Origin of the sequence: Massilia forsythiae (genome assembly GCF_012849555.1) — a bacterium.
Lineage (GTDB): Bacteria > Pseudomonadota > Gammaproteobacteria > Burkholderiales > Burkholderiaceae_D > Telluria > Telluria forsythiae.
Genome location: NZ_CP051685.1, coordinates 3,711,715 through 3,738,185 on the forward strand (window position 1 = coordinate 3,711,715; position 26,471 = coordinate 3,738,185).

At 65.8% G+C, this 26,471-nt stretch carries 28 protein-coding genes and 1 tRNA gene; 26 read left to right on the forward strand and 3 right to left on the reverse strand.

Going from position 1 to position 26,471, the window contains the following annotated elements; all coding sequences use genetic code 11:
- Positions 1 to 2: 2 nt before the first annotated feature.
- Positions 3 to 1,454, reverse strand: coding sequence for an SGNH/GDSL hydrolase family protein (locus HH212_RS15940; protein WP_170203366.1), 1,452 nt, complete (start codon positions 1,452 to 1,454; stop codon positions 3 to 5).
- Between the two features lie 288 nt (positions 1,455 to 1,742).
- On the opposite strand from HH212_RS15940, the gene HH212_RS15945 reads away from it, so the two are divergent.
- The 24 genes from HH212_RS15945 to HH212_RS16060 all read left to right on the forward strand — a co-directional run bounded on the left by HH212_RS15945 (position 1,743) and on the right by HH212_RS16060 (position 23,234).
- On the forward strand, positions 1,743 to 2,729 hold the full coding sequence (locus tag HH212_RS15945; protein ID WP_170203367.1) for an NAD(P)H-quinone oxidoreductase: 987 nt from the start codon (positions 1,743 to 1,745) through the stop codon (positions 2,727 to 2,729).
- A 105-nt stretch (positions 2,730 to 2,834) separates the two neighbouring features.
- Positions 2,835 to 3,644 carry a triose-phosphate isomerase gene (gene tpiA, locus HH212_RS15950; protein ID WP_170203368.1) on the forward strand — a complete coding sequence of 270 codons (810 nt, stop codon included), beginning with the start codon at positions 2,835 to 2,837 and terminating at the stop codon, positions 3,642 to 3,644.
- 109 nt (positions 3,645 to 3,753) lie between these two features.
- On the forward strand, positions 3,754 to 4,215 hold the full coding sequence (secG, locus tag HH212_RS15955) for a preprotein translocase subunit SecG (protein WP_170203369.1): 462 nt from the start codon (positions 3,754 to 3,756) through the stop codon (positions 4,213 to 4,215).
- Between the two features lie 253 nt (positions 4,216 to 4,468).
- Positions 4,469 to 4,553 (forward strand) — tRNA-Leu (locus tag HH212_RS15960).
- Positions 4,554 to 4,914: 361 nt separating this feature from the next.
- Positions 4,915 to 5,274 carry an NADH-quinone oxidoreductase subunit A gene (locus HH212_RS15965; RefSeq protein WP_170203370.1) on the forward strand — a complete coding sequence of 120 codons (360 nt, stop codon included), beginning with the start codon at positions 4,915 to 4,917 and terminating at the stop codon, positions 5,272 to 5,274.
- A 3-nt stretch (positions 5,275 to 5,277) separates the two neighbouring features.
- Positions 5,278 to 5,754 carry a NuoB/complex I 20 kDa subunit family protein gene (locus HH212_RS15970; RefSeq protein ID WP_170203371.1) on the forward strand — a complete coding sequence of 159 codons (477 nt, stop codon included), beginning with the start codon at positions 5,278 to 5,280 and terminating at the stop codon, positions 5,752 to 5,754.
- A 24-nt stretch (positions 5,755 to 5,778) separates the two neighbouring features.
- Positions 5,779 to 6,372, forward strand: a complete 594-nt coding sequence (locus tag HH212_RS15975; RefSeq protein WP_170203372.1) for an NADH-quinone oxidoreductase subunit C — start codon at positions 5,779 to 5,781, stop codon at positions 6,370 to 6,372.
- On the forward strand, positions 6,372 to 7,625 hold the full coding sequence (locus tag HH212_RS15980; RefSeq protein WP_170203373.1) for an NADH-quinone oxidoreductase subunit D: 1,254 nt from the start codon (positions 6,372 to 6,374) through the stop codon (positions 7,623 to 7,625). The genes HH212_RS15975 and HH212_RS15980 overlap by 1 nt, the downstream gene beginning before the upstream one ends.
- Before the next feature lie 34 nt (positions 7,626 to 7,659).
- A complete protein-coding gene (gene nuoE / locus HH212_RS15985; protein ID WP_170203374.1) occupies positions 7,660 to 8,136 on the forward strand; it encodes an NADH-quinone oxidoreductase subunit NuoE in 477 nt (158 codons plus the stop codon).
- A complete protein-coding gene (gene nuoF, locus HH212_RS15990; RefSeq protein WP_170203375.1) occupies positions 8,133 to 9,428 on the forward strand; it encodes an NADH-quinone oxidoreductase subunit NuoF in 1,296 nt (431 codons plus the stop codon). The genes nuoE and nuoF overlap by 4 nt, the downstream gene beginning before the upstream one ends.
- A 21-nt stretch (positions 9,429 to 9,449) precedes the next feature.
- Positions 9,450 to 11,804, forward strand: coding sequence for an NADH-quinone oxidoreductase subunit NuoG (gene nuoG / locus HH212_RS15995; RefSeq protein WP_170203376.1), 2,355 nt, complete (start codon positions 9,450 to 9,452; stop codon positions 11,802 to 11,804).
- On the forward strand, positions 11,804 to 12,889 hold the full coding sequence (gene nuoH / locus HH212_RS16000) for an NADH-quinone oxidoreductase subunit NuoH (protein ID WP_170203377.1): 1,086 nt from the start codon (positions 11,804 to 11,806) through the stop codon (positions 12,887 to 12,889). The genes nuoG and nuoH overlap by 1 nt, the downstream gene beginning before the upstream one ends.
- 13 nt (positions 12,890 to 12,902) lie before the next feature.
- A complete protein-coding gene (nuoI, locus tag HH212_RS16005; protein ID WP_170203378.1) occupies positions 12,903 to 13,391 on the forward strand; it encodes an NADH-quinone oxidoreductase subunit NuoI in 489 nt (162 codons plus the stop codon).
- Positions 13,392 to 13,418: 27 nt separating this feature from the next.
- The gene (locus tag HH212_RS16010) at positions 13,419 to 14,096 is read left to right on the forward strand and encodes an NADH-quinone oxidoreductase subunit J (protein ID WP_170203379.1); all 678 of its coding nucleotides are present in this window, start codon (positions 13,419 to 13,421) and stop codon (positions 14,094 to 14,096) included.
- Entirely contained in the window at positions 14,093 to 14,401 is a 309-nt protein-coding gene (nuoK, locus tag HH212_RS16015; RefSeq protein ID WP_170203380.1) for an NADH-quinone oxidoreductase subunit NuoK, read from the forward strand. The genes HH212_RS16010 and nuoK overlap by 4 nt, the downstream gene beginning before the upstream one ends.
- Before the next feature lie 46 nt (positions 14,402 to 14,447).
- Positions 14,448 to 16,604: an NADH-quinone oxidoreductase subunit L gene (gene nuoL, locus HH212_RS16020; RefSeq protein WP_170203381.1), complete on the forward strand. Its 2,157-nt coding sequence runs from the start codon at positions 14,448 to 14,450 to the stop codon at positions 16,602 to 16,604.
- 15 nt (positions 16,605 to 16,619) lie between these two features.
- Complete coding sequence (locus HH212_RS16025; protein ID WP_170203382.1) at positions 16,620 to 18,122, forward strand: NADH-quinone oxidoreductase subunit M; 1,503 nt, start codon at positions 16,620 to 16,622, stop codon at positions 18,120 to 18,122.
- A 31-nt stretch (positions 18,123 to 18,153) separates the two neighbouring features.
- A complete protein-coding gene (nuoN, locus tag HH212_RS16030) occupies positions 18,154 to 19,677 on the forward strand; it encodes an NADH-quinone oxidoreductase subunit NuoN (RefSeq protein WP_170203383.1) in 1,524 nt (507 codons plus the stop codon).
- A gap of 6 nt (positions 19,678 to 19,683) precedes the next feature.
- A complete protein-coding gene (locus HH212_RS16035) occupies positions 19,684 to 20,010 on the forward strand; it encodes a DUF2818 family protein (RefSeq protein WP_170203384.1) in 327 nt (108 codons plus the stop codon).
- A gap of 139 nt (positions 20,011 to 20,149) precedes the next feature.
- The gene (locus HH212_RS16040) at positions 20,150 to 20,746 is read left to right on the forward strand and encodes an NUDIX domain-containing protein (protein ID WP_170203385.1); all 597 of its coding nucleotides are present in this window, start codon (positions 20,150 to 20,152) and stop codon (positions 20,744 to 20,746) included.
- Between the two features lie 192 nt (positions 20,747 to 20,938).
- On the forward strand, positions 20,939 to 21,673 hold the full coding sequence (locus HH212_RS16045; RefSeq protein WP_229217309.1) for a hypothetical protein: 735 nt from the start codon (positions 20,939 to 20,941) through the stop codon (positions 21,671 to 21,673).
- Positions 21,674 to 21,677: 4 nt separating this feature from the next.
- Positions 21,678 to 22,382, forward strand: coding sequence for a 2-C-methyl-D-erythritol 4-phosphate cytidylyltransferase (ispD, locus tag HH212_RS16050; RefSeq protein WP_170203386.1), 705 nt, complete (start codon positions 21,678 to 21,680; stop codon positions 22,380 to 22,382).
- A gap of 4 nt (positions 22,383 to 22,386) precedes the next feature.
- Positions 22,387 to 22,899 (forward strand): 2-C-methyl-D-erythritol 2,4-cyclodiphosphate synthase, encoded by a 513-nt coding sequence (ispF, locus tag HH212_RS16055; RefSeq protein ID WP_170203387.1) that lies wholly within the window; start codon positions 22,387 to 22,389, stop codon positions 22,897 to 22,899.
- Positions 22,900 to 22,916: 17 nt separating this feature from the next.
- Positions 22,917 to 23,234, forward strand: a complete 318-nt coding sequence (locus tag HH212_RS16060; RefSeq protein ID WP_170203388.1) for a hypothetical protein — start codon at positions 22,917 to 22,919, stop codon at positions 23,232 to 23,234.
- 16 nt (positions 23,235 to 23,250) lie between these two features.
- On the opposite strand, the gene HH212_RS16065 is transcribed toward HH212_RS16060, so the two are convergent.
- Entirely contained in the window at positions 23,251 to 24,177 is a 927-nt protein-coding gene (locus tag HH212_RS16065; RefSeq protein ID WP_170203389.1) for a phytanoyl-CoA dioxygenase family protein, read from the reverse strand.
- A 143-nt stretch (positions 24,178 to 24,320) separates the two neighbouring features.
- Positions 24,321 to 25,232 (reverse strand): LysR family transcriptional regulator, encoded by a 912-nt coding sequence (locus tag HH212_RS16070; RefSeq protein WP_170203390.1) that lies wholly within the window; start codon positions 25,230 to 25,232, stop codon positions 24,321 to 24,323.
- Positions 25,233 to 25,333: 101 nt separating this feature from the next.
- Between HH212_RS16070 and HH212_RS16075 the strand changes: the two genes are divergently transcribed.
- Both HH212_RS16075 and HH212_RS16080 read left to right on the forward strand, forming a co-directional pair.
- Positions 25,334 to 25,738, forward strand: a complete 405-nt coding sequence (locus HH212_RS16075) for a tellurite resistance TerB family protein (protein WP_170203391.1) — start codon at positions 25,334 to 25,336, stop codon at positions 25,736 to 25,738.
- Between the two features lie 98 nt (positions 25,739 to 25,836).
- A complete protein-coding gene (locus HH212_RS16080) occupies positions 25,837 to 26,391 on the forward strand; it encodes an NADPH-dependent FMN reductase (protein ID WP_170203392.1) in 555 nt (184 codons plus the stop codon).
- Positions 26,392 to 26,471 lie beyond the last annotated feature (80 nt).

A 26,471-nucleotide genomic window follows, 5' to 3' on the forward strand; every position in this document is an offset into this window, starting at 1 on the left:
ATTTACTGCGTCACCACCTCCCGCACCGGCGCCTTGGCCGCGCCCGCCTGAGCCGCCGGCTTCAGCGCCGCGCTTAGCGTGCGGAACAGTTCCAGCGGTACCGCGTTGCCCATCGCCTGGTAGCCCAGGTCGTTCGGATGCAGGTGGTCGCCGCTGTCGTAGGACGGCAGGAAGCGCGCCGGGTGGCTCGGGTCGCGGGTGACGCGGTCGAAGTCGATCACGCCGTCGAACTCGTCGCTGGCGCGGATCCAGTTGTTGACCGCCTGGCGGATCGCTTCCTTCTCCACCGAGTAGTAGCCGGCGCCCTCGAACGGCGTCAGCGTGGCGCCGTAGACCGCGATGCCCTTGGCGTGGGCGCGCGCGATCACCTGGCGGTAGCCGGCGATCAGGTCGGCCGTCGCCAGCGGATTGGCCGCCGAGCTGTTGCCGATGTCGTTGATGCCGATCATCAGCGTCATGTAGCGCACGCCGGCGGTGGCGAGCACGTCGCGGTCGAAGCGTTCCAGGATGTTGCGTCCGGCCAGCGAGCCTTCCGGCGGATTGGTCAGCAGGCGGTTGCCGCTGATGCCGCGGTTGACCACGCCCAGGCGCGCATTCAGGCCGCCGGCCGGGTCGCGCACGGTCTGCAGGCGCCGCTCCAGCCAGTCGGGCCAGCGGTTGTTGGTGTCCGGCGTGCTGCGCGTGCCGTCGGTGATCGAATCGCCCAGCGTGACCACGGCGGCGCCGCCGCCGTTGCTACCTCCGGTGACATCGACTTCGGTCAGGAACGGCCACGACAGGATGGTGCGCTGGGTCGGCAGCGTGGCGGCGCCGGTGAAGTCGCCCGGCAGCGACACGTAGTTGGTCTGGCTGGCGGTGCCGTGGATGGTGGTGGCGCCCACCGTGCCCGGCAGGTACAGGCTGACCGCCAGGTCGGACAGCGCCGGCACGGCCAGGTCGACCGGGTCGGACAACACCGGCGCGCCGGGCGGGATCGTGATCGCCGCGTTGCCGCTGAAGGTCAGCGGTCGGTCGCTGCCTTCCTGGATGCCGGCGCCGTTGTCCGCGCCCGTCGCGCGCAATGCGACGTGGGCATTGCCGATGCGCAGCGGCGTGCTGCCCATCTCGTTCGACAGGCGGATGCGCACGCGCGTGCCGCCGATGCTGGTGTGGACGATCAGGCGCACGGTCTGGTCGGTGAAGGTCTGCGTGTTGGCCGGCAGCGGCGGACCGCCCGGCCCCGCGCCCCAGGTGCCGACCCAGCGCTCGCCGCCCCAGTCCTGGGCATACGAGGGCGTCGCCGGGAAGGCCAGCACCGTGGCCAGGCCGAGGCCCAGGCCGGCCAGCACGACGGCGCGGCGCACGGGGCGCGCCGGCGCGGCGCGGTGGCCGAGGGATGGGAAGCTTGCAGGGAAAAAGTGACCGCTGACATAGCGGCGCCCGGCGTCAAGCAGGGCAGGCAGGCTCAGCTTCATGTCTCGCTCCTTTGGAAACGAGGCCATGGCGCCGCGCGGAAAGCGCGATGCGGTGTGCATGGCCTCGTTGAGTCAATCTTAGCGGCCGCGACCCGGGCGGCAAGGGCCGGGCGCGCCGCATCCTTGATCTTGCGCCAAGCTGTGCCGTATTGGGCGTGCAATCCAGCATCTATCAGCAAAAACAAGCAAAACAATTGTTTTAGCACACTACCGTGCGAGCGGGAGGCCGCCGGACGGATCGCGCACCACTGGCGTACAATTGCTCTTTATTTAACAAAAGGCATTACCATGCGCGCCATCGAAATCACCCATCCCGGCCCGGCCGACGTCCTGCAAGCCTGCGAGCGTCCGCTGCCCGTCCTGAAACCCGGCGAAGTCCTGATCCGCGTGATCGCCGCCGGCGTCAACCGCCCGGACGTGTTCCAGCGTCTCGGCCAGTATCCGGTGCCGCCGGGCGCCTCCGACCTGCCGGGCCTGGAAGTGGCCGGCGAGATCGTGGACGGCGAGCTCGGCGACAGCGGCTTCGCCAGGGGCGACCTGGTGTGCGCGCTGGTGCAGGGCGGCGGCTACGCCGAATACTGCGCCGCGCCGCTGGCGCAATGCCTGCCGGTGCCCGAGGGTTTGAGTCCGCTGGAGGCGGCCTCGCTGCCGGAAACCTTCTTCACCGTGTGGAGCAACGTGTTCCAGCGCGCCGGCCTGAAGGACGACGAGACGCTGCTGGTGCAGGGCGGCAGCTCCGGCATCGGCGTCACCGCGATCCAGCTGGCCAGGGCGCTCGGCCACCGCGTGTTCGCCACCGCCGGCTCGCGCGAAAAATGCGAGGCCTGCGAGGCGCTGGGCGCCGAGCGCGCCATCAACTACAAGGACGAGGATTTTACCGCCGTGGTCAAGGAACTCACCGGCGGCAAGGGTGTCGACGTGGTGCTGGACATGGTCGGCGGCGACTACGTGGCACGCGAGATCGCCTGCCTGGCCGACGATGGCCGCATCGTGGTGATCGCGCTGCTGGGCGGCGCCAAGGCCGAGGTCGACCTGGGCCAGGTGTTGCGCCGGCGCCTGACCCTCACCGGCTCGACGCTGCGCCCACGCCCGGTGGCGTTCAAGGCCAGGGTGGCGGCCGAGCTGCGCGCGCAGGTGTGGCCGCTGTTCGCCGCCGGCAAGATCAAGCCGGTGATCCACCGCGTGTTCCCCCTGGAGCAGGCGGCCGCGGCGCACGCGCTGATGGAAAGCAGCGCGCACGTGGGCAAGATCATGCTGTCGGTCGCGGAGGCGTGAGACCGTGGGCACGCTTGACAAGCCAGCAACGCCAGCGGTCAGCCTTTGTTTGACCGTCCTTTCAACGACCGCTAAAATAGCGGGTTATTTGACCGTGGGGTAACGATGCGTCCCAAACTCGTCATCGGCAACTGGAAAATGAACGGCAACCGCGCCGACAATGCCGCTTTGTTGGCCGGCATCGCGGCCGGGCTGGGCGCGCACGCGGCCGCATGCGCGGTGTGCGTGCCGGCACCCTACCTGCAGCAGTGCGAGGAAACCCTGGCCGGCAGCCGGATCGCCTGGGGCGCGCAAGACGTGTCGATGCACGATTGCGGCGCCTATACCGGCGAAGTGTGCGCGCGCATGGTGGCCGATTTCGGCGGCCGCTACGTGATCGTCGGCCATTCCGAGCGGCGCGCCTACCATGGCGAAAGCAGCGAGCTGGTCGCCAACAAGGTGCTGGCGGTGCTGGAGCAGCGCATGGTGCCGATCGTCTGCGTCGGCGAGACCCTGGAGCAGCGCGAGGCCGGGCAGACCGTGCAGGTGGTCGGCGCCCAGCTCGACGCGGTGCTGGACGCGCTCGATCCGCAGGTGCTGCCGGGCCTGGTGCTGGCCTACGAGCCGGTATGGGCGATCGGCACCGGCCGCAACGCCACGCCGGACATGGCGCAGCAGGTGCACGCGCAGCTGCGCGCGCGCCTGGCGGCGCGCAATCCGGCGGCCGCGGCCGTGGTGCCGGTCCTGTACGGCGGCAGCATGAAGCCGGACAACGCCTTCGACCTGCTGGCCCAGCCGGACATCGACGGCGGCCTGATCGGCGGCGCGGCATTGAAGGCGCCGGACTTCCTGGCCATCATCGCGGCGGCCGACCGCGTGACCGGCGGCGCTGCCGGCGGGCCGGCCGGCAGCGAGCGGGCGGCGCAGGCGGCTTGAGCGGTATCCCGGCGCCGCATCGATCGCCGGCGGCGCCGGACGCGCGTACCCCGGCCCGGCCGGGCGCGAAGAATTTGCAACGTAGTTAAACCTTGGAATGGAATAAATAATGAACGTGTTGTTCAATCTGATCGTCGTGGTACAGGTCGTCTCCGCGCTGGCCATCATCGGCCTGGTGCTCGTCCAGCACGGGAAGGGCGCCGACATGGGCGCCGCCTTCGGTTCCGGCGCCTCCGGCAGCCTGTTCGGAGCCAGCGGCTCGTCCAACTTCCTGTCCAAGTCGACCGCCGTCGCGGCGGGCGTGTTCTTCGCGTCGACCCTGGCGCTGGCCTATTTCGGCACCAACCGTCCGCACGCCGGTGTCGGCGGCGGCGTGATGGACCGCGCCGTGGCGCCGGTGTCGAAGGTGCCGGCGACCACCGTCCCGGCCACCGGTGTCCCGGCTGCCGATCCGGCCGCCAGCGTGCCGGGCGCGACCGCCGCACCGGCCGCCGCCCAGGACGTGCCGCAGGCGCCGGCCGCCACTGCACCGGCCGCTACTGCGCCGGCGCCGGCAGCCCCCGCCAAGTAATCTCCGCAGCGTGCCCGGCCGGCGCCCGGCAACCCGTTTGCCGGCGCGCGGATCGAGCGCGGCGCGCCCGCATGCGGATCGGGTGTAGTATCGGCGCGCTACGGTGCGCCACGGTTTTTGACTGGCGGCTTTTCAACCTGCCGGCTTGTACACACAAGACAATAAAAGTTGAGAAAAACAGTAACTTCCTTTGAACTAGCGCAGATTTTGCATTGAAAAAAGGTGCTAAGGCAGGGTAGAATACTGGTCTCCAGCCGACGTGGTGAAATTGGTAGACACGCTATCTTGAGGGGGTAGTGGCGCAAGCTGTGCGAGTTCGAGTCTCGCCGTCGGCACCAAGATATATACGAAAAGCCAGCTAGGGCGCAGAGCTACGCTCCTTGCCTCAAGCTGGCTTTTTTACGAGGATCTGTCGGAGGCCTTGAAGAACCGTTGCAGGCAGCGGCGATTCTGGCCCGAGACGCCCAGACGAACGAGACGCGTCAGGGGGGTCGAAAAATCGCCGCGCGCAGGTTTTTCGGCGCTCCGAAGGTCTTGAAGCCTGCGCGGCCCGGGGTAGAAACACCAACGCGTGGCAGCTGAAACGAGGTTTCCAGTCGTGCGATCCTGGTGGAAGGCACCGAGCCAGGTTTGTACGAAACGGTAGTACTGCAGCCCCTGCAGTGTTTTTTCAACCGATCGTTCAACTAAGGCTTCACCGTGAACCTCGAGAACTATTTCCCCGTCCTATTATTCCTGATAATCGGCACCGTCGTCGGTGTCGCCTCGCAGCTGCTCGGCCGCGTGGTCGGTCCGCATCGCCCCGATGCCGCCAAACTCTCCCCGTATGAATGCGGCTTCGAAGCCTTCGAAGACGCGCGCATGAAGTTCGACGTCCGGTACTACCTGGTCGCGATCCTGTTTATTTTGTTTGACTTGGAAACGGCATTCTTCTTCCCCTGGGGCGTCTCGATGCGCGAACTCGGCTGGCAAGCGTTCGTCACGATGATGGTCTTCATCGCCGAGTTCATCGTCGGTTTCTGGTACATCTGGAAGAAAGGTGCCCTTGATTGGGAATAAGCCATGGCTATTGAAGGCGTTTTAAACGAAGGTTTTGTTACCACCACAGCCGACAAGCTGATCAATTGGGCCCGCACCGGCTCGATGTGGCCGATGACGTTCGGTCTGGCCTGCTGCGCCGTCGAGATGATGCACGCGGGCGCCGCGCGCTACGACCTCGACCGCTTCGGCGTCGTGTTCCGTCCATCGCCGCGCCAGTCCGACGTGATGATCGTCGCCGGCACCCTGTGCAACAAGATGGCGCCGGCGCTGCGCAAGGTGTACGACCAGATGGCCGAGCCGCGCTGGGTCATCTCGATGGGTTCCTGCGCCAACGGCGGCGGCTACTACCACTACTCGTATTCGGTCGTGCGCGGCTGCGACCGCATCGTCCCGGTCGACGTGTATGTCCCGGGCTGCCCGCCGACGGCCGAGGCGCTGTTGTACGGCATCATCCAACTGCAAAACAAGATCAAGCGCACCAGCACCATCGCGCGCTAAGACACAAGCTGGTCCCAACACACCATGACGACAAAAATCGAAGCCCTTGAACTCGCCCTGAGGAATGCCCTGGGCGAGGGCGCCGCCATCAGCGTGGCGCTGGGCGAAGTAACGGTCGTCGTCAAGGCGGCCGATTACCTGGCCTCCATGACGACCCTGCGCGACCACCCGGGCCTGCGCTTTGAAGAACTGATCGACCTGTGCGGCGTCGACTATCTCGACCACGGCGAAGGCACCTGGGACGGCCTGCGCTTCGCGGCGGTCTCGCACCTGCTGTCGATCGAGCACAACTGGCGCGTGCGCGTGCGCGTGTTCTGCCCGGACGACGAGATGCCGATCATTGATTCCGTCACCGGCATCTGGCGCGGCGCCAACTGGTACGAGCGCGAAGCCTTCGACATGTACGGCATCCTGTTCGAAGGCCACGGCGACCTGCGCCGGATCCTGACCGACTACGGCTTCATCGGCCACCCGTTCCGCAAGGACTTCCCGGTCTCGGGCTACGTCGAAATGCGCTACGACCCCGAACAGAAGCGCGTGATCTACCAACCCGTGACGATCGAGCCGCGTGAAAACATCCCGCGCGTGATCCGCGAAGAAACCTACGGGATGAAATAATGGCTGAGCTTAAGAACTACACCCTGAACTTCGGTCCGCAGCACCCGGCCGCGCACGGCGTGCTGCGCCTGGTGCTGGAACTGGACGGCGAAGTGATCCAGCGTGCCGACCCGCACATCGGCCTGCTGCACCGCGGCACCGAGAAGCTGGCGGAAACCCGCACCTACCTGCAGTCGGTGCCGTACATGGACCGCCTCGACTACGTCTCGATGATGTGCAACGAGCACGGCTACGTGCTGGCCATCGAGAAGCTGCTCGGCATCGAGGTGCCGGTGCGCGCCCAGTACATCCGCGTGATGTTCGACGAGATCACCCGCATCCTGAACCACCTGATGTGGCTCGGCGCGCACGCGCTCGACATCGGCGCCATGGGCCCGTTCCTGTACGCCTTCCGCGACCGCGAAGACCTGTTCGACGTGTACGAGGCGGTGTCCGGCGCACGCATGCACGCGGCCTACTACCGCCCGGGCGGCGTGTACCGCGACCTGCCGGAAGTGATGCCGCAGCACAAGCCCTCGCTGCTGCGCAACCAGCGCACCATCGACGAGCTGAACGAGACCCGCCAGGGCTCGGTGCTGGACTTCATCGAATCGTTCACCAAGCGCTTCGACGGCTACGTCGACGAGTACGAGACCCTGTTGACCGACAACCGCATCTGGAAGCAGCGCACCGTCGGCATCGGCGTGGTGTCGCCGGAAGCGGCGATGGCCATGGGCTTCACCGGCGCCATGCTGCGCGGCTCGGGCGTGGCCTGGGACCTGCGCAAGAAGCAGCCGTACGCGGTGTACGACAAGATGGAATTCGACATCCCGGTCGGCACCAACGGCGACTCCTACGACCGCTACCTGGTGCGCGTGGAAGAGCTGCGCCAGTCGAACCGCATCATCAAGCAGTGCATCGCCTGGCTGCGCGCGAATCCGGGCCCGGTCATGACCAGCAACCACAAGGTCGCCCCGCCGTCGCGCGTGGACATGAAGACCAACATGGAATCGCTGATCCACCACTTCAAGCTGTTCACCGAAGGCTTCCACGTCCCGCCGGGCGAGGCCTACGCCGCGGTCGAGCACCCGAAGGGCGAGTTCGGCATCTACATCGTGTCCGACGGCGCCAACAAGCCGTACCGCCTGAAGATCCGCACCCCGGACTATGCGCACCTGCAGAGCCTGGACGAGATGGCGCGCGGCCACATGATCGCCGACGCGGTCACCATCATCGGTACCCAGGACATCGTGTTCGGGTCGATCGACCGCTGATTTATCGGCCCGAGAATAAGAGGCAAGAGAGATTATGTTATCAGAGCAGTGTCTGCAAAAAATCGACCGCGAACTGGCCAAGTACCCGGCCGACCAGCGCCAGTCGGCCGTGATGGCCGCGCTGGCCCACGCGCAGGTCGAAAAGGGCTGGCTGGCGCCGGAAACGATGCAGGAAGTGGCCGACTACATCGGCATGCCCGCCATCGCCGTGCAGGAAGTGGCCACCTTCTACAACATGTACAACATCAAGCCGGTGGGCAAGAACAAGATCACCGTCTGCACCAACCTGCCGTGCGCCCTGTCGGGCGGCGAGCGCGCCGGCCAGCGCATCAAGGATGCGCTCGGCATCGACTACCGCGACACCACCGCCGACGGCCGGTTCACGCTGCTGGAAGGCGAGTGCATGGGCGCCTGCGGCGATGCGCCCGTCATGCTGGTGAATAACCATCGCATGTGCTCGTTCATGAGCGACGAGAAGATCGACGCCCTGCTGGAGGAACTCAACAAATGACGAGCCTGCACGACCGTCACATCAAGCCGCTGATCCTGAAGGACCTGAACGGCGACAACTGGCACCTGGCCGACTACGTCAAGCGCGGCGGCTACAGCGCGCTGCGCCGCATCCTGGAAGAGGGCCTGACGCCGGAACAGATCATCGCCGATCTCAAGGCGTCCGGCCTGCGCGGCCGCGGCGGCGCCGGTTTCCCGACCGGCCTCAAATGGAGCTTCATGCCGCGCCAGTACCCGGGCCAGAAATACCTCGTCTGCAACACCGACGAAGGCGAGCCGGGCACGTTCAAGGACCGCGACATCATCCGCTACAACCCGCACGCGCTGATCGAGGGCATGGCCATCGGCGCCTTCGCGATGGGCATCACCGTGGGCTACAACTACATCCACGGCGAGATCTTCCAGGAATACCTGCGCTTCGAAGAGGCGCTGGAAGAGGCGCGCGCCGCCGGTTTCCTGGGCGACAACATCATGGGGTCGACCTTCTCGTTCCAGCTGCACGCGCACCACGGCTACGGCGCCTATATCTGCGGCGAAGAGACCGCGCTGCTCGAATCGCTGGAAGGCAAGAAGGGCCAGCCGCGCTTCAAGCCGCCGTTCCCGGCCTCGTTCGGCCTGTACGGCAAGCCGACCACGATCAACAACACCGAGACCTTCGCGGCGGTGCCGTTCATCCTGAACATCGGCGCCAGCGAATACATGGCGCTGGGCAAGCCGAACAACGGCGGCACCAAGATCTTCTCGATCTCGGGCGACATCGAGCGTCCGGGCAACTACGAAGTCCCGCTCGGCACGCCGTTCGCGACCCTGATGGAACTGGCCGGCGGCATGCGCGGCGGCAAGAAGATCAAGGCCGTGATCCCGGGCGGTTCGTCGGCGCCGGTGGTGCGCGGCGAGGTCATGATGCAGACCGACCTCGACTACGATTCGATCGCCAAGGCCGGCTCGATGCTGGGTTCGGGCGCGGTCATCGTGATGGACGAGACGCGCTGCATGGTCAAGTCGCTGCTGCGCCTGTCCTACTTCTACTACGAGGAATCGTGCGGCCAGTGCACGCCGTGCCGCGAAGGCACCGGCTGGATGTACCGCATGGTGCACCGTATCGAGAACGGTCAGGGTCGCCCGGAAGACATGGATCTGCTGAACAACATCGCTTTCAACATCAAGGGCCGCACCATCTGCGCGCTCGGCGATGCGGCGGCGATGCCGGTGGAAGCGATGATCAAGAACTTCCGCGAAGAATTTGAATATCACATCGAGCACAAGCACTGCTTGGTGCCGACTTACCTCTAAGCCAGGTCAGGTAACGATCAAATGGTTGAAATCGAATTAGACGGCAAGAAAGTCGAAGTCCCGCCAGGTTCCATGGTGATGGACGCCGCAAACAAACTGGGAACCTACATCCCGCACTTCTGCTATCACAAGAAATTGTCGATCGCGGCCAACTGCCGCATGTGCCTGGTGGAAGTGGAGAAAGCACCGAAGCCGCTGCCGGCCTGCGCCACCCCGGTCACCCCGGGCATGATCGTGCGCAGCCACAGCGACAAGGCGGTGCAGGCGCAGAAATCCGTGATGGAATTCCTGCTGATTAATCACCCGCTGGATTGCCCGATCTGCGACCAGGGCGGCGAATGCCAGCTGCAGGACCTGGCCGTCGGCTACGGCAAGAGCAACTCGCGCTACGCCGAGGAAAAGCGCGTGGTGGCCCCGAAAGAGGCCGGCCCGCTGATCTCGATGGAAGAGATGAGCCGCTGCATCCAGTGCACCCGCTGCGTGCGCTTCGGCCAGGAAGTGGCCGGCGTGATGGAATTCGGCATGGTCGGCCGCGGCGAGCACTCGGAAATCACCACCTTCGTGGGCAAGTCGGTCGACTCGGAAGTGTCGGGCAACATGATCGATCTGTGCCCGGTCGGCGCGCTGACCAGCAAGCCGTTCCGCTACTCGGCGCGTCCGTGGGAACTGCAGCGCCGCCGCTCGGTGTCGCCGCACGATTCGCTCGGCTCGAACCTGATCGTGCAGGTCAAGGGCGGCAAGGTCATGCGTGTGCTGCCGCTGGAAAACGAGACCATCAACGAGTGCTGGATCTCGGACAAGGACCGCTTCTCGTACGAAGCGCTGGACAATGCGGCGCGCCTGGTCAACCCGATGATCAAGCAGGACGGCAAGTGGATCGACATCGATTGGCAGACCGCCCTCGAATACGTCGCGCACGGCCTGCGCAACATCCGCCACGAGCACGGCGCCGGCAGCATCGCCGCCGTCGGCACCGCCCACTCGACCGTGGAAGAACTGTTCCTGCTGCAAAAGGCCATGCGCGGCTTCGGCGTCGAAAACGTCGATTTCCGCCTGCGCCAGAGCGACTTCGCGCTCGATGGCACCGTCGTGCCGTCGCTGGGCATGCCGATCGCCGAACTGTCGAACCTGCAGCGCGTGCTGGTGGTCGGCTCGTTCCTGCGCAAGGACCACCCGCTGGCCGCGACCCGCCTGCGCGCCGCCGTGAAATCCGGCGCCAAGCTGTCGATCGTGCACGGTTCGCACGACGACAACCTGATCCCGACCGCCAACCGCCTGATCGCCGCCCCGAGCGACTGGCTGGCCGCGCTGTCGGAAATCGCCGTGGCCGTGGCGTCCGCCAAGGGCATCGCCGCACCGGCAGGATTCGACAACGTGGAAGCCGGCGACGCCGCCAAGGGCATCGCCGCCACCCTGGTGGTGGATAACGCCGCGGACCTGCCGGGCGCGGTCCTGCTGGGCAACGCCGTTTCGCACCACCCGCAAGCCTCCAAGCTGCACGCCGTGGCGCAGTGGATCGCCGAGCAGACCGGCGCCAAGTTCGGCTACTTCGTCGAAGCGGCGAACACCGTCGGCGGCTACCTGGTGAACGCCACCTCGCCGAACGCCGCCAAGCTGTTCGCCGAGCCGAAGAAGGCCTACGTGCTGCTCAACGCCGAGCCGGAACTGGACGCCGCCAACCCGCAGCAAGCCGTCAAGGCGCTGCAGGGCGCGGAAATGGTCGTCGTCATGTCGGCCTTCAAGCACGGCATGGACTATGCCGACGTGCTGCTGCCGATCTCGCCGTTTTCCGAAACCGCCGGCACCTTCGTCAATTGCGAAGGCCGCGCGCAAAGCTTCAACGGCACCGTGAAACCGCTGGGCGAGACCCGTCCGGCCTGGAAAGTGCTGCGCGTGCTGGGTAACCTGCTGGGCCTGCAAGGCTTCGACTACGAGAATTCCGAGTCGATCCGCGACGAGGCGCTGGGCAAGGGCGTGATGGAGCACGGCGACAAGCTGAACAACACCGCCCGCCTGGCGCCGAGCGCTGCCGCCTACGGCAGCGGCGACGGCCTGGAGCGCCTGGCCGACGTGCCGATCTACTTCGCCGACGCCATCGCGCGCCGTTCGGAACCGCTGCTGCGTACCGCCGACGCCCAGGCGCCGCTGGCGACGATCTCGGCCAAGCTGGCCGAACGGATCGGCGTCAAGGCCGGCGACGTGGTCACGGTCTCGCAAGGTACGGGAAGCGTCAACCTGGCCGCCGCCATCGACACGCGCCTGCCGGCCCACGTCGTGCGCGTGGCCGCCGCCCACCAATTGACGTCGGTACTGGGCGATATGTTCGGTCCGATCAGCATCACTAAAGCGCCCGCAGGGGCAGGGGAGGGCCAATAATGTCGGTGCCTGACGTAATCAACAACCTGAATGCCGGCGGCGCCAACCTGCTGGGACCGGCCGTGTGGCCGGTGGCGTGGACGCTGCTGAAGATCGTGGTGGTGCTGCTGCCGCTGATGGGCCTGGTGGCCTACCTGGTGCTGTGGGAGCGCAAGCTGATCGGCTGGATCCACATCCGCGTGGGCCCAAACCGGGTCGGCCCGCTGGGCCTGTTGCAGCCGATTTCCGATGCATTGAAACTGCTGCTCAAGGAAATCGTGGTGCCGGCGAAAGCCACCCCGAGCCTGTTCGTGATCGGCCCGCTCATGACGATCATGCCGGCGCTGGCCGCCTGGTCGGTGATCCCGTTCGGCCCGGAAGTCGCGCTGGCCGACGTCAACGCCGGCCTGCTGCTGCTGCTGGCGATCACCTCGATGGAAGTCTACGGCATCATCATCGCCGGCTGGGCCTCGAACTCGAAGTACTCGTTCATGGGCGCGATGCGCGCCTCGGCCCAGATGATTTCCTATGAAATCCCGATGGGCTTCGTGATGGTCGTGGTGCTGATGGTCTCGGGCAGCCTGAACTTCTCCGACATCGTCGCTTCGCAACAGCGTGGCATGTTCGCCGGCCACGGCTTGAACTTCCTGTCGTGGAACTGGCTGCCGCTGCTGCCGCTGTTCGTCATCTACATCACTTCCGGCCTGGCCGAGTGCAACCGCCACCCGTTCGACGTGGTGGAAGGCGAATCGGAAATCGTGGCCGGCCACATGGTCGAGTACTCGGGCATGTCGTACGCGATGTTCATGCTGGCCGAGTACGCCAACATGATCCTGGTGGCGACGCTGGCCGCGATCATGTTCCTGGGCGGCTGGTCGGCGCCGTTCGGCTTCCTGGACATCGGCGGCGCCTTCGGCGGCTTCTTCTGGCTGTTCCTGAAAGCCTTCCTGGTGGTGTCGCTGTTCATCTGGGTGCGCGGCACCTTCCCGCGCTACCGCTACGACCAGATCATGCGTTTGGGCTGGAAAGTCTTCATCCCGCTGACCCTGGTCTGGCTGGTGCTGGTCGCCGGCGTCATGCAGACCCCGTGGAACATCTGGAAGTAAGGACGCACACGAAATGACACGCTTTAAAGACTTCGTCGGCAGCCTGATGCTGACCGAACTGATCAAGGGACTGGCGCTGACCGGCAAGTATGCGTTCTCGCGCAAGATCACCGTCCAGTACCCGGAAGAAAAGACCCCGATCTCGCCGCGTTTCCGTGGCCTGCACGCGCTGCGCCGCTACCCCAACGGGGAAGAGCGCTGCATCGCCTGCAAGCTGTGCGAAGCGGTGTGCCCGGCCATGGCCATCACGATCGAATCGGCCCAGCGCGACGACGGCACCCGCCGCACCACGCGCTACGACATCGACCTGACCAAGTGCATCTTTTGCGGCTTTTGCGAAGAATCGTGCCCGGTCGACTCGATCGTCGAAACGCAAGTGCTCGAATACCACGGTGAAAAGCGGGGCGACCTGTACTACACCAAGGAAATGCTGCTGGCCGTGGGCGATCGCTACGAAAACGACATCGCTGCCGCGCGCGCCGCGGACGCGAAGTACCGTTAATAACAAGAGGGCTCCTGCTTACAAGCCATGGATTTCACAACTGTTCTGTTTTACGTCTTCGCGGCCGTGATGGTGCTGGCCGGACTGAGCGTCATCACCTCGAAGAACCCGGTACATGCCGCGCTGTTCCTGGTGCTGGCGTTCTTCAACGCGGCCGGCATCTGGATGCTGCTCAAGGCCGAGTTCCTGGCCATCGTGCTGGTGCTGGTCTACGTCGGCGCCGTGATGGTGCTGTTCCTGTTCGTCGTCATGATGCTCGACATTAACGTCGACCGCATGCGCGAAGGCTTCTGGGGCTACCTGCCGATCGCTTCCGGCATCGGCGCCCTGATCGTGCTGGAAATGGCGGCCGTGCTGTGGCGCGGCTTCCTGGGCACGCCGGACGCCCCGGCCGATGCCGCCGTCGGCCACATCGGCGGCACCAAGCAACTCGGCCTGCTGATCTACACCAAGTACATCTACGGCTTCGAGATCGCCGCCGCGATCCTGCTGGTGGCGATCATCGCCGCCGTCGCCCTGACCCTGCGCAAGCGCAAGGACAGCAAGGCGATCGACCCGGGCCTGGCGGTCCGTGTCAAGCGCAACGACCGCCTGCGCATCGTCAAGATGGCGGCGGTGGACCAGAAGGCGATCGACGCCGCCGCCGTAGCCGCCGCGGCTGCCGCGGCAGCACCCGCCGGCACCAACACCAAGGAGACGCCATGACCGTATCGCTCGCTCACTACCTGATCCTGGGCGCGATCCTGTTCGCGATCTCGGTGGTCGGTATTTTCCTGAACCGGAAGAACATCATCATCCTGCTGATGGCCATCGAACTGATGCTGCTGGCGGTGAACCTGAACTTTGTGGCGTTCTCGCACTATCTGGGAGACGCGGCGGGGCAGATCTTCGTGTTCTTCATCCTGACTGTCGCGGCCGCCGAATCGGCGATCGGCCTGGCGATCCTGGTGGTCCTGTTCCGCAACCTGGACACGATCAACGTGGAAGACCTCGACAGCCTGAAGGGCTGAGCGGTTTGTCTGTCAACCTCCTGATAAATAAGACATAAGGTTCAATATGGCGGGGCAACTCAACCCAACCCTCCTGCTGGCGGTGCCCTTGGCGCCGCTGGCGGGCTCGGCGATTGCCGGCTTGTTCGGCACCAAGTTCTTCGGCAACCTGGTCGGCCGCACCGTGTCGCACAGCGCGACCATCCTCGGCGTGCTGGTGGCGCTGATCATCTCGCTGATGACGCTCAATGACGTGCTGCACGGCGCCGGCTTCAACGGCGACGTCTACACCTGGATGACCATTGGCAGCATGAAGATGACGGTCGGCTTCCAGATCGACTCGCTGTCGGCGATGATGATGTGCGTGGTCACGTCGGTCTCGCTGATGGTGCACATCTACACGATCGGCTACATGGCCGAGGACGACGGCTACAACCGCTTCTTCTCGTACATCTCGCTGTTCACGTTCTCGATGCTGATGCTGGTCATGTCCAACAACTTCCTGCAGCTGTTCTTCGGCTGGGAAGCGGTGGGCCTGGTCTCCTACCTGCTGATCGGCTTCTGGTACACCCGTCCGACCGCGATCTTCGCCAACATGAAGGCCTTCCTGGTCAACCGCGTCGGCGACTTCGGCTTCATCCTCGGCATCGGCCTGCTGCTGGCCGCCACCGGCACCATGAACTACGGCGAGACCTTCGCCAAGGCGCAGGCGCTCTCCAGCATGTTCGTGCCGGGCACCACCTGGCCGCTGCTGACCGCGGCCTGCATCTGCCTGTTCATCGGCGCGATGGGCAAGTCGGCGCAGTTCCCGCTGCACGTGTGGCTGCCGGACTCGATGGAAGGCCCGACCCCGATCTCGGCGCTGATCCACGCGGCGACCATGGTCACCGCCGGCATCTTCATGGTGACGCGCATGTCGCCGCTGTTCGAGCTGTCGGACACCGCGCTGTCGTTCATCATCGTGATCGGCTCGATCACCGCGCTGTTCATGGGTTTCCTGGGCATCATCCAGAACGACATCAAGCGCGTGGTCGCCTACTCGACCCTGTCGCAGCTGGGCTACATGACCGTGGCGCTGGGCGTCTCGGCCTACAACGTGGCCGTGTTCCACCTGATGACCCACGCGTTCTTCAAGGCACTGCTGTTCCTGGGCGCCGGTTCGGTCATCATCGGCATGCACCACGACCAGGACATGCGCAACATGGGCGGCCTGCGCAAGTACATGCCGATCACCTGGATCACTTCGCTGCTCGGTTCGCTGGCCCTGATCGGTACGCCGTTCTTCTCGGGTTTCTATTCGAAGGATTCGATCATCGAGGCGGTGCACGCGTCCCACCTGTGGGGTTCGGGCTTCGCGGCGTTCTCGGTGACCGCCGGCGTGTTCATCACGGCGTTCTACTCGTTCCGCATGTACTTCCTGGTCTTCCACGGCAAGGAGCGCTTCGGTCTAGGCCACGGCCACGGCCATGATCATGCGCACGATGCCCACGGCGCCGGCCACGCGGTTGCCCATCACGCCGACCAGCCGCACGATACCCACGGCACTGCCGTGCACGATCCGCACGCGCTGCACGATTCGGCTGCGCACCACGAAGAATCCGAGGAAGACGACCACGGCCACCACGGCCTGGCCCCGGGCCAGAAGCCGCACGAGTCGCCGCTGGTGGTGACGCTGCCGCTGATCCTGCTGGCGATCCCGTCGGTCGTCATCGGTTTCTTCGCGATCGGCCCGATGCTGTTCGGCGACTTCTTCAAGAACGTCATCTACATCGGCGAGAACCACGAAGCGATGCGCGAGCTGGCGGAAGAGTTCCACGGCGCCGCCGCGATGGGCGTGCATGCGCTCACCAGCGTACCGTTCTGGCTGGCCCTGGCCGGCGTGGTCGCCGCCTACTACTGCTACATGATCAATCCGCGCGTGCCGGCCTGGTTCTACGCCAAGCTGCGTCCGATCCACACCCTGCTCGACAACAAGTACTACATGGACAAGTTCAATGAAGTCGTGTTCGCCGGCGGCGCCCGTGCGCTGGGCAAGGGCCTGTGGCAGGTGGGCGACCGCGCGCTGATCGACGGTCTGCTCGTCAACGGCAGCGCCAAGCTGGTCGGCTGGTTCTCGACCATCACGCGCACCTTCCAGACCGGCTACATCTATCACTATGCGTTCGTGATGATCCTGGGCGTGCTGGGTACCCTCGTGTACTTCTTCCCGTTCTGGCGCGCTTAAAAGAGAGAACAACAAATGCAGTCTACGATTTCCCATTTCCCTCCCTACCTGAGCCTGTCGGTCTGGCTGCCGATCCTGTGCGGCGTGATCGTGCTGGCGATGGGCCGCGACAGCCGCGCCGGTTTCACCCGCATGCTGGCGCTGGCAGGCGCGGTGGTCAGCTTCCTGCCGACCATCCCGCTGTTCACCAATTTCAGCAATGCCGCCCACGGACCGCAGTTCGTGGAAAAGGCATCCTGGATCGAGCGCTTCAACATCCAGTACTACCTGGGCATCGACGGCCTGTCGTTGTGGTTCGTGCCGCTGACCGCGTTCATCACGATCATCGTGATCATCTCGGCCTGGGAAGTGATCCAGGAACGCGTGGCCCAGTACATGGGTTCCTTCCTGCTGCTGTCGGGCCTGATGATCGGCGTGTTCGTGTCGCTCGACGGCCTGCTGTTCTACTTCTTCTTCGAAGCCACGCTGATCCCGATGTTCATCATCATCGGCGTGTTCGGCGGCCCGAACCGCGTGTACGCGGCCTTCAAATTCTTCCTGTACACGTTCATGGGTTCGCTGCTGACCCTGGTCGCGATCATCTACCTGTACAACAAGTCGGGCGGCAGCTTCGACGTGCTGGCATGGCACCGCCTGGAACTGACGATGAAGGAACAGGTCCTGATCTTCGTCGCCTTCCTGATGGCCTTCGCCGTCAAGGTGCCGATGTGGCCGGTGCACACCTGGCTGCCGGACGCCCACGTGGAAGCGCCGACCGGCGGTTCCGTGGTGCTGGCCGCGATCATGCTGAAGCTGGGCGGCTACGGCTTCCTGCGGTTCTCGTTGCCGATCGCGCCGGACGCCTCGCACTACCTGGCTCCCTTGATCATCGTGCTGTCGCTGATCGCCGTGATCTACATCGGCCTGGTGGCGATGGTGCAGTCGGACATGAAGAAACTGGTGGCCTATTCGTCGATCGCGCACATGGGCTTCGTCACCCTGGGCTTCTTCATCTTCAACGAAATCGGCGTGCAGGGCGGCATCGTGCAGATGATCTCGCACGGCTTCGTCTCGGGCGCCATGTTCCTGTGCATCGGCGTGCTGTACGACCGCATGCACTCGCGCCAGATCGCCGACTACGGCGGCGTGGTGAACCGCATGCCGAAGTTCGCCGCGTTCTCGGTGCTGTTCGCGATGGCCAACTGCGGCCTGCCGGCGACGTCCGGCTTCGTGGGCGAGTTCATGGTGATCCTGGGCAGCGTCCAGTTCAACTTCTGGACCGGCCTGCTGTCCGCCACCGCCCTGATCCTGGGTGCTGCGTACTCGCTGTGGATGGTCAAGCGCGTGGTGTTCGGCAAGATCGGTAACAAGCACGTCGCCGAACTGACCGACCTGAACGGCCGCGAGTTCTTCATGCTGGGCGTGCTCGCCATCCTGACCATCTACATGGGCCTGTATCCGGCGCCGTTCACCGATCCGCTGCAAGTGTCGGTGGCCGACCTGCTGCAGCACGTGTCGGTCAGCAAGCTGCCGCACTGAGCGTGGCGCATCAAGGAACCGATAAGACACTATGAATCCGATAATCAATCACCCCGCAGTCGAGACGGCCGCCACCAACCTGGCGCCCGTCCATGCCGAAATCTTCCTGCTGGTCGCGGCGTCGGCGATCTTGCTGATCGACATGTTCCAGAAGGAAGGCAAGCGCAATCTCACCTACATCCTGTCGCTGCTGACGCTGGGCGGCTGCGCCGTGTTCAGCTTCCTCGACTTCCAGTCGGGCGCCACCGTGCACACGTTCTACGGCATGTACGTGTCCGACCCGATGGCCAACCTGCTGAAGTTGTTTACTTACCTGGCCGTGGCCGTGACCCTGGTGTATTCGCGCCAGTACGCCGACGAGCGCGGCATGATGTCCGGTAACATGGGCGGCGAGTTCTACGTGCTGGCGCTGTTCGCCACGCTGGGCCAGATGATCATGATCTCTGGCAGCAGCATGCTGTCGATCTACCTTGGCCTGGAACTGATGTCGCTGTCGCTGTACGCGCTGGTGGCGATCCGCCGCGACCATGCGATCTCGACCGAAGCCTCGATGAAGTACTTCATCCTGGGTTCGCTGGCCTCCGGCTTCATGCTGTACGGCATTTCGATGGTGTACGGCGCCACCGGTTCGCTGGACATCGCCAGCATCGCCCGCGCCGCCGGCTCCAACAGCGCCAACCACACCATCCTGGTGTTCGGCCTGGTGTTCCTGGTGGCCGGCCTGGCCTTCAAGCTGGGCGCGGTGCCGTTCCACATGTGGGTGCCGGACGTCTACCAGGGCGCGCCGACCGCGGTGACCCTGCTGCTGGGCGCGGCGCCCAAGCTGGCCTCGTTCGCCATGCTGATCCGCATCCTGGTGGAAGGCTTGCTGCCGCTGGCCTTCGACTGGCAGCAGATGCTGCTGGCGCTGGCCGTGCTGTCGCTGGCCGTGGGCAACCTGACCGCGATCGCCCAGAGCAACCTGAAGCGCATGCTGGCCTATTCGACCATCGCCCAGCTCGGCTTCGTGCTGCTCGGCATGATGGCCGGCGTGGTCGGCGGCAGCATCGCCAACGCCCCGGTCGCCTACAGCGCCGCGATGTACTACACCATCACCTACGTGCTGACCACGCTGGGCAGCTTCGGCCTGATCATGATGCTGGCGCGCGCCGGTTTCGAGGCCGAGGAAATCGCCGACTTCAAGGGCCTGGCCAAGCGCAGCCCGTGGTACGCGATCGTCATGACGGTGTTGATGTTCTCGCTGGCCGGCGTGCCGCCGATGATGGGCTTCATGGCCAAGTGGGCGGTGCTGCAGGCGGTGGTCGCCACCGGCCAGCTGTGGCTGGCGATCGTGGCCGTGCTGTTCTCGCTGATCGGCGCCTTCTACTACCTGCGCGTGGTGAAGACCATCTGGTTCGACGACGTGGCCGACGCCTCGCCGATCGCGACCCCGATGGACATGCGCGCCGTGCTGTCGCTGAACGGCGTGCTGGTGGTCGGCCTGGGCGTGCTGCCGGGCCCGCTGCTGGCGGCTTGCCTGAGCGCCATGAAGGCGACGCTGGGCATGGGCGCGTAAGGGCTGGTGGACCTGTCCCTGGCCACCTGGTTGGTGATCGCGGTCGCGATCGCGCTCGCCAACCTGCCGTTCCTCAACGAAAAGCTGTTCGGCTTCATCCCCCTGCCCGCCGCGGGCAGGGGCGAGTCCCCCGGCGCCGTGCGCGCCAAACCGTTCGCACTGCGCCTGCTGGAACTGCTCGGCCTGTACTTCGTGGTCGGCCTGCTGGGCTGGTGGCTGGAGTCGCGCATCGGCAACGTGTTTCCGCAGACCTGGGAGTTTTATGCGATCACCGGGTGCCTGTTCCTGGTCCTCGCGTTTCCGGGCTTCGTCCTGCGCTACCTGAAGCGCTGAAGCCAGTTCCTCATCGACAGCGCGTCCCGCCGCCGTTTTCCGGCGGCTTTTTTTTGTCCGTGCTTCCCGGTGTGCGCTGCCAGTCGCGGTCTCATGTAAGCTGCGGGATATCGATCGACATATCCTTGCCGGAGCCTTCATGACCGACCAGTACCCAGCCCAACAACCTGACCAGCCATCCGACGCGCACCTGCGCGAAACCCGCATCGACGGCGCACTGGCCTACGACGGCCACTTCCTGAAAGTCTCGCGCGACCGTGTACGCCTGCCGGACGGCAAGGAGACCGGGCGCGAGTTCATCCGCCATCCTGGGGCCGTGGTGATCCTGCCGCTGCTGGACGACGGCCGCGTGCTGCTCGAACGCCAGTACCGCTATCCGAACGACCGCGTGTTCATCGAATTCCCGGCCGGGAAGATCGATGCCGGCGAGGCATCCCTGGCCAGCGCCAAACGCGAACTGGAGGAGGAAACCGGCTACACGGCATCCGACTGGCATTTCGTCTGCACGATCCACAATGCGATCGCCTATTCGGACGAGCACCTGGACCTGTTTCTGGCGCGCGGGCTGGTGGCGGGCGAGGCCAGGCTGGACCAGGGCGAGTTTCTGGAAACCTTCACGGCGACGGTGCCGGAGCTGCTGGAGATGGTCAAGCGAGGCGAAATCACCGATGTGAAGACGGTGATCGGCACGTTCTGGCTGGAGAAGTTCGCGAGCGGCGCGTGGAAGCCGGATTGAGGTACGAGGTGCCGTCGTTTGTGCGACGTGCGTCGATCAAGAAGGATAGACCGGCAAGTAGTCACCGTCGCCCCCGCGCAGGCGGGGGCCCATGCCGAGTAACTGGATTCCGGGTAGGGAACCGACCGTAGAATGCAACTAGGACCAACGTTGGCACCGATGCGTGGGTTCCCGCCTGCGCGGGAACGACGAATGTCGCCGTCGTATTGGCAGCAAGCGCTGGTCGCTCTCATGCTGACATCGGGCGCCGTCATCCATGCCCACGCCGCCACCGCGTTCCAGCAACGCTGCGAACAGATGGCGGCGAGCAGCGGCAGCGCCGCGCGCTTCGCCTCGCGCGCCAACGGCTACCGCATCGACAACGGCATCTCGTACGTGGCGCTGACGCAGATGAAACGCCCGCCGCAGCAGGCCGGCCTGGTGCTGGGCCTGACGCGCGCCGAATCGCGCGTCGACCTGCAGATCGACGGCCCCACGCTGCAGGACCCGGCCAGCGGCATCGAATGCGCGGCGCCGCGCATCACCGTCACGCTGTCGTATCCGCCGATCGTGGTGTATGTCGGGCGCGAGTTCGCCGCCGGCACCTGCGCGTACCGGGAGATACTTGCGCATGAGATGCGCCATCTCAAGTCGTATACCGACGCGCTGCCGAAAGTGGAAGAGCAGGTGCGCGAACGGCTGGGACGCCGCTTCGACGGCAAGCCGCTGTACGCGCGTGCCGGCCAGGCGCGCGGCTTGCTGCAGCAAGAGATCAACGGCAACTGGCTCCCCTACATCAACAACGAGATGCTGAAGATCGAGAAGCTGCAGGAAGGGATCGACAGCCCGCAGGAATATGCGCGTCTCAGCAAAGTTTGCGCAGGTGAGGTACAGTCTCTTATTGGATCGACAAGACGCACCAGATCATCGCCTCAACCAGCACCATAAGTACATGACCCAAGCACCACGTTATTTCGCCCTGATCCCCGCCGCCGGCGTCGGCGCCCGCATGGGCGCGGCCAGTCCCAAGCAATACATGAAGATCGGCGGCCGGCCGATGCTGCGCCACACGCTCGACGCCTTCTTGTCGAGCGATTTGGTCGCCCACACCTTCGTCGTGGTCAGTCCCGACGACCCCTACATCGACGCCGTCGCGCCCAGCCACGGCGTGACCATCCTGCGCTGCGGCGGCGACAGCCGCATGGAATCGGTGCGCAACGGCCTGGCGGTGCTGGCCAGCACGCTGGGGCCGGACGACTGGGTGCTGGTGCACGACGCCGCCCGGCCGGGCCTGACCGCCGACCTGATCGAGAAACTCGTCAGCGCCATCGGCGACCACCCGGCCGGCGGCCTGCTGGCGCTGCCGATCGTGGACACGGTGAAGCGCTGCATCGACGGCGAAGCGGCCGGCACGGTGCCGCGCAAGGGCTTGTGGCTGGCGCAGACGCCGCAGATGTTCCGCTACCGCCTGCTGAGCCAGGCGCTGGCCGCCACCACCGATCCGAACGCGATTACCGACGACGCCAGTGCGGTTGAAGCGCTCGGATTGAGCCCGAAATTAGTCGAAGGACATCCCCGCAACCTGAAAGTCACGCTGCCCGAGGACATCCGCATCGCCGAGATGTACCTGGCCGTGTCCCAACCGGAATTCGTATAACACCATGGCACTCGCATCCTACAACCCGACCCCGCCGTTCCGCATCGGTACCGGCTATGACTGCCATGCGCTGGTCGAGGGGCGCAAGCTGATCGTCGGCGGCGTCACCATTCCGCACCGCCTGGGCCTGCTCGGCCACTCCGACGCCGACGTGCTGCTGCACGCGGTCATCGATTCGCTGCTGGGTGCCGCCGGCCTGGGCGACATCGGCAAGCACTTCCCGGACACCGACCCGATGTTCGCCGGCGCCGACTCGCGCACGCTGCTGCGCGAGGTGGCGCACCGCGTGCTGGGCACCGGCTACACCATCGGCAACATCGACGCCACCATCATCGCCCAGCAGCCGAAGATGGCGCCGCACATCCCGCAGATGGTGTCGCGCATCGCCGAAGACCTGGGCGTCTCGCCGCAGCAGGTCAACATCAAGGCCAAGACCAACGAAAAGCTGGGCTGGCTGGGGCGCGAGGAAGGCATGGCGGCGCAATCGACCGCGCTGCTGATCCGCGCCCAGCAGTAAGCCGGGCCGCTGTCCCGATGGCGCGCGATCCCTGGGCTTACCGCGAGGTGGCGGTGGAATCGGTGGCGATCGGCGGGGAAGGTGCGGGCGCGCGCCTGCGCATCCGGCCCGTGGCGGGGCAGGCCTATGCCACCTCGATGCGCGTGCAGTGTTCGCGCGCGCTGGCCGATCCGGCGCGCTATCCGGCCGGCACCCGCTTCCTGATCCGCGCCAAGCTGACCGACCGCAACGGCGGCGCGCCCTTCCTGTACGCCTGGCATGGCGATCCAATCAAGGTGCTGTCGCCGCGCGAGGCGCGTTCCTTCCTCGACGAATACCGCCGGCGCCGCATCTGAATCCCGCTTTTGAAGGCTAGCGCTGCTCGATCACCAGGCGGTTGACGTAACGGTCGAAGACGCCGCCGCCGCGGTACGGCAAGGGCGTGTAGTCGTACAGCAGGCAGGGCAGCAGCGAATACTGCACCACCAGCAGCAGGCGCGCCCCGCGCGCCGGCGGCGTGCCCTTGTAGATGCCCTTGCTGTCGATGGCGAAGGCGGTGCCGGCCGCGCCCGTGACCACCTCGGCGGCGCCGTGCGTGCGCGCCACCTCGTCGTCCTCGTAGCGGCGCAGGCGCAGCGGCATGCGGTCGCGGTGGCTGCCGGCCACGAAGCTGTGCGGGCCGGACAGGGCGTCGACATCGGTCAGGTACACCAGCATCTTGATGCAGCCGGGCTCGGAATCGCGGTGGAAGGCCTGCACCATGCCGTCCGCGGCAGCGCCGGCGAACGACCAGCGCAGGCCGATCAGCGTAATGATCGGCGTGTAGCCGAGATAGTCCCGCGCCAGGCGCAGCATGGTAGGGTGGTTCGCCAGCGCCATGATGTGCGGGCAGTCGACGACAATGCCGAGCGGCACGTCGCCGATGCCGACGCCGGGCGGCGCGCTGTCCAAGCGGAAGGTCCTGCCGTCGCCGCGCGCGGCCACCAGGTCGCGGTGGCGCAGCCAGGCGCGCACCTCGGCGCAGTGCGCGGGCGGCAGCAGGCGGCCGAGCGGCGCGATGCCGCGCTCGCGCAGCGCCTGTAGCGCGGGGGGCGTGGCGGCGGCGTGCGGCGCCTGCTGCAAGGGATCGGGCAGGGTGGCGCGGGCCGGGCTGCCGTGCAATCGGTGCAGCACCGCGATGGTGGCGCGCGTGGCGGCGCGCCTGAGCCTGCGGCTGGTGACGGCGCGCTGCAGGTAGTAGTCCAGCAGCTTGAGCCGGGCATGGCGCGACCGGCTGGCGAGCGTCAGGATCGAGACCATGTGCCTCCGGCGCGAAAAAGGAAGGGGGTGCCGGCGGTTGTTTCCTAAACGCAAGCCAGACGAGCTTACGACAGATTTTTTACGGCGCAATGATCCACTTGGGTAAAGAAACGTAAATATCGATCGCCCGCTCCGGCGCAGGCTCAGGGCGCGGCCGGCGCATCCGGCGCGAACACCAGCGCCGCCTGTTCCAGGATGCGCTGCACCGCCGGGTGGTCGACGCGGCGCGCCACCGTCACCGCATGGAACTGCTCGGCGATCGTGCCGACCTCGCCCAGCGCTTCCAGGCCGTATTCAGCGCAGATGGTGGGCGCCAGCACGGTCGGCGCCAGCACGAAGCCGGCGCCCTCGCGCGCGAACGACATCAGCAGCGCGCCGTCGTCGAACTCGCCGACCACGATCGGCCGCAGCGCCTCGCGCTCGAACCAGGCGTGCAGCTGGCTGTGCACGGCGGCGTCGGCGCCGGGCAGCAGGAAGGGCGCGCCCGCCAGGCAGCGCGGAAAGGCGCCGGGCCAGGCGCGGCGCAGGTCCGGGTGCCCGAGCACGGTCTGGGTGCTGGCGCCCAGCAGGTGGGTGTGGCCGCGCACCGCACCGCCGGGCGGCAGGCCGCGGTCGGCGATCACCAGGTCGAGGCGGTGCGCGCTCAGTTCCAGCATCAGCGCGTCCAGCCGGCCTTCGCGGCACACCAGGCGCATCGCCAGCCCGGCGCCGCGCGCCGGCTGCAGCAGGCGGAAGGCCATCGTCTTCGGGATCATGTCGCACACGCCCACGCGCAGCGTCTCGGGCGCGCGCAGCAGGCCGCGGCGGACGTTCTGTTCGAGTTCGTTGCCGAGGTCGAAGATGCGCTCGGCATACAGCAGCACCGTCTTGCCGGCCTCGGTCAGCTCCAGCAGCCGGCCCTTTTTGCGGAACAGCGCCTCGCCCATCTGCGCTTCCAGCAGCTGCAGCTGGCCGCTGATCGCCTGCGCCGTCACGTGCAGGCGCTTGGACGCGGCGGCGATCGTGCCGCTGCTAGCCACGGCATAAAAATACTGGAGGTGCTTGTAATTAATCAAGAAACAACTCCAAAAAAATTGATGATCATTAAAGATAAATCGATTTTACTTTAGATCGTGCGGGCCTTAATCTGCCGTCATCACTTTTCAAGGAGAACACCATGCGCACTTACACCACCGACAGTCCCGACGCCGTCAGCCGGATGCTGGCCCTGACCATGATGGTCGACGGCCACCTCGATCCGGAGGAAGTCGACGCGATGCGCTCCTCCGGCATCCTGCGCCGCGCCTGCATCGACGACGCGCGCTTCGACCGGGTGGTGCAGGGCTTGTGCGAAGACCTGCTGTCCACCGCCACCCGGCGCTGCGCCGGCGACGTCGAGATCGACGCCGCGCTGCTCGACGAACTGCTGCGCGAGGTCGCCGATCCGGCGCTGCGCATGAGCACCATGAAGGCGATGCTCGACATCGTCCATGCCGACGGCGTGCTGGACGGGCGCGAGACCCTCTTGATCGAGCGCGCCTTCAAGGCCTGGGGCGAGCCGCCGCGCCTGCGCGCCGCCTGAGTATGACCCGGGCGGCGGCGCGGCCATCGTGTCCGCCGCGCCCTTGAAAAAATCGCTACACTCCAGGCACCGCATCCGTCACAGCAAAAAGGAACGACATGGCAACGAGGAAGATCGCAGTACTGGTGGGCAGCCTGCGCAAGGACTCGTTCACGCGCCGGCTGGCGAAGAACCTGATGCTGCTGGCGCCGCCGACGCTGGAACTGGAGATCGTCGACATTTCCCAGCTGCCGATGTACAACCAGGACGACGAGACCGACACGCCGCCGCCGACGTGGACCGAGTTCCGCGGCCGTATCCACGACGCCGACGGCATCCTGTTCTGCACGCCCGAATACAACCGCTCGCTGCCGGCGGTGCTGAAAAACGCCATCGACGTCGGCTCGCGCCCGTACGGCCAGGCCGCCTGGAGCGGCAAGCCGTGCGCGGTGGTCAGCAATTCGCCGGGCGCGCTGGGCGGCTTCGGCGCCAACCACGCGGTGCGCCAGTGCCTCGTGTTCCTCAACATGCCGTGCATGCAGGCGCCGGAAGCCTACATCGGCGGCATCGCCACCAAGCTCGACGGCGACCGCCTGACCGACGACGGCTTGCGCGCCTTCCTGCAGCAGTTCATGGAATGCTTCGCCACCTGGGTCGAGCGCCACGCCGATTGAGACAGGTACCGTTGAAAGCGTTGTAATGAAAGCTGGATCGTGAAATCGCGCGCAAACAAGCCGCGCGAGCAGGAGGGGAC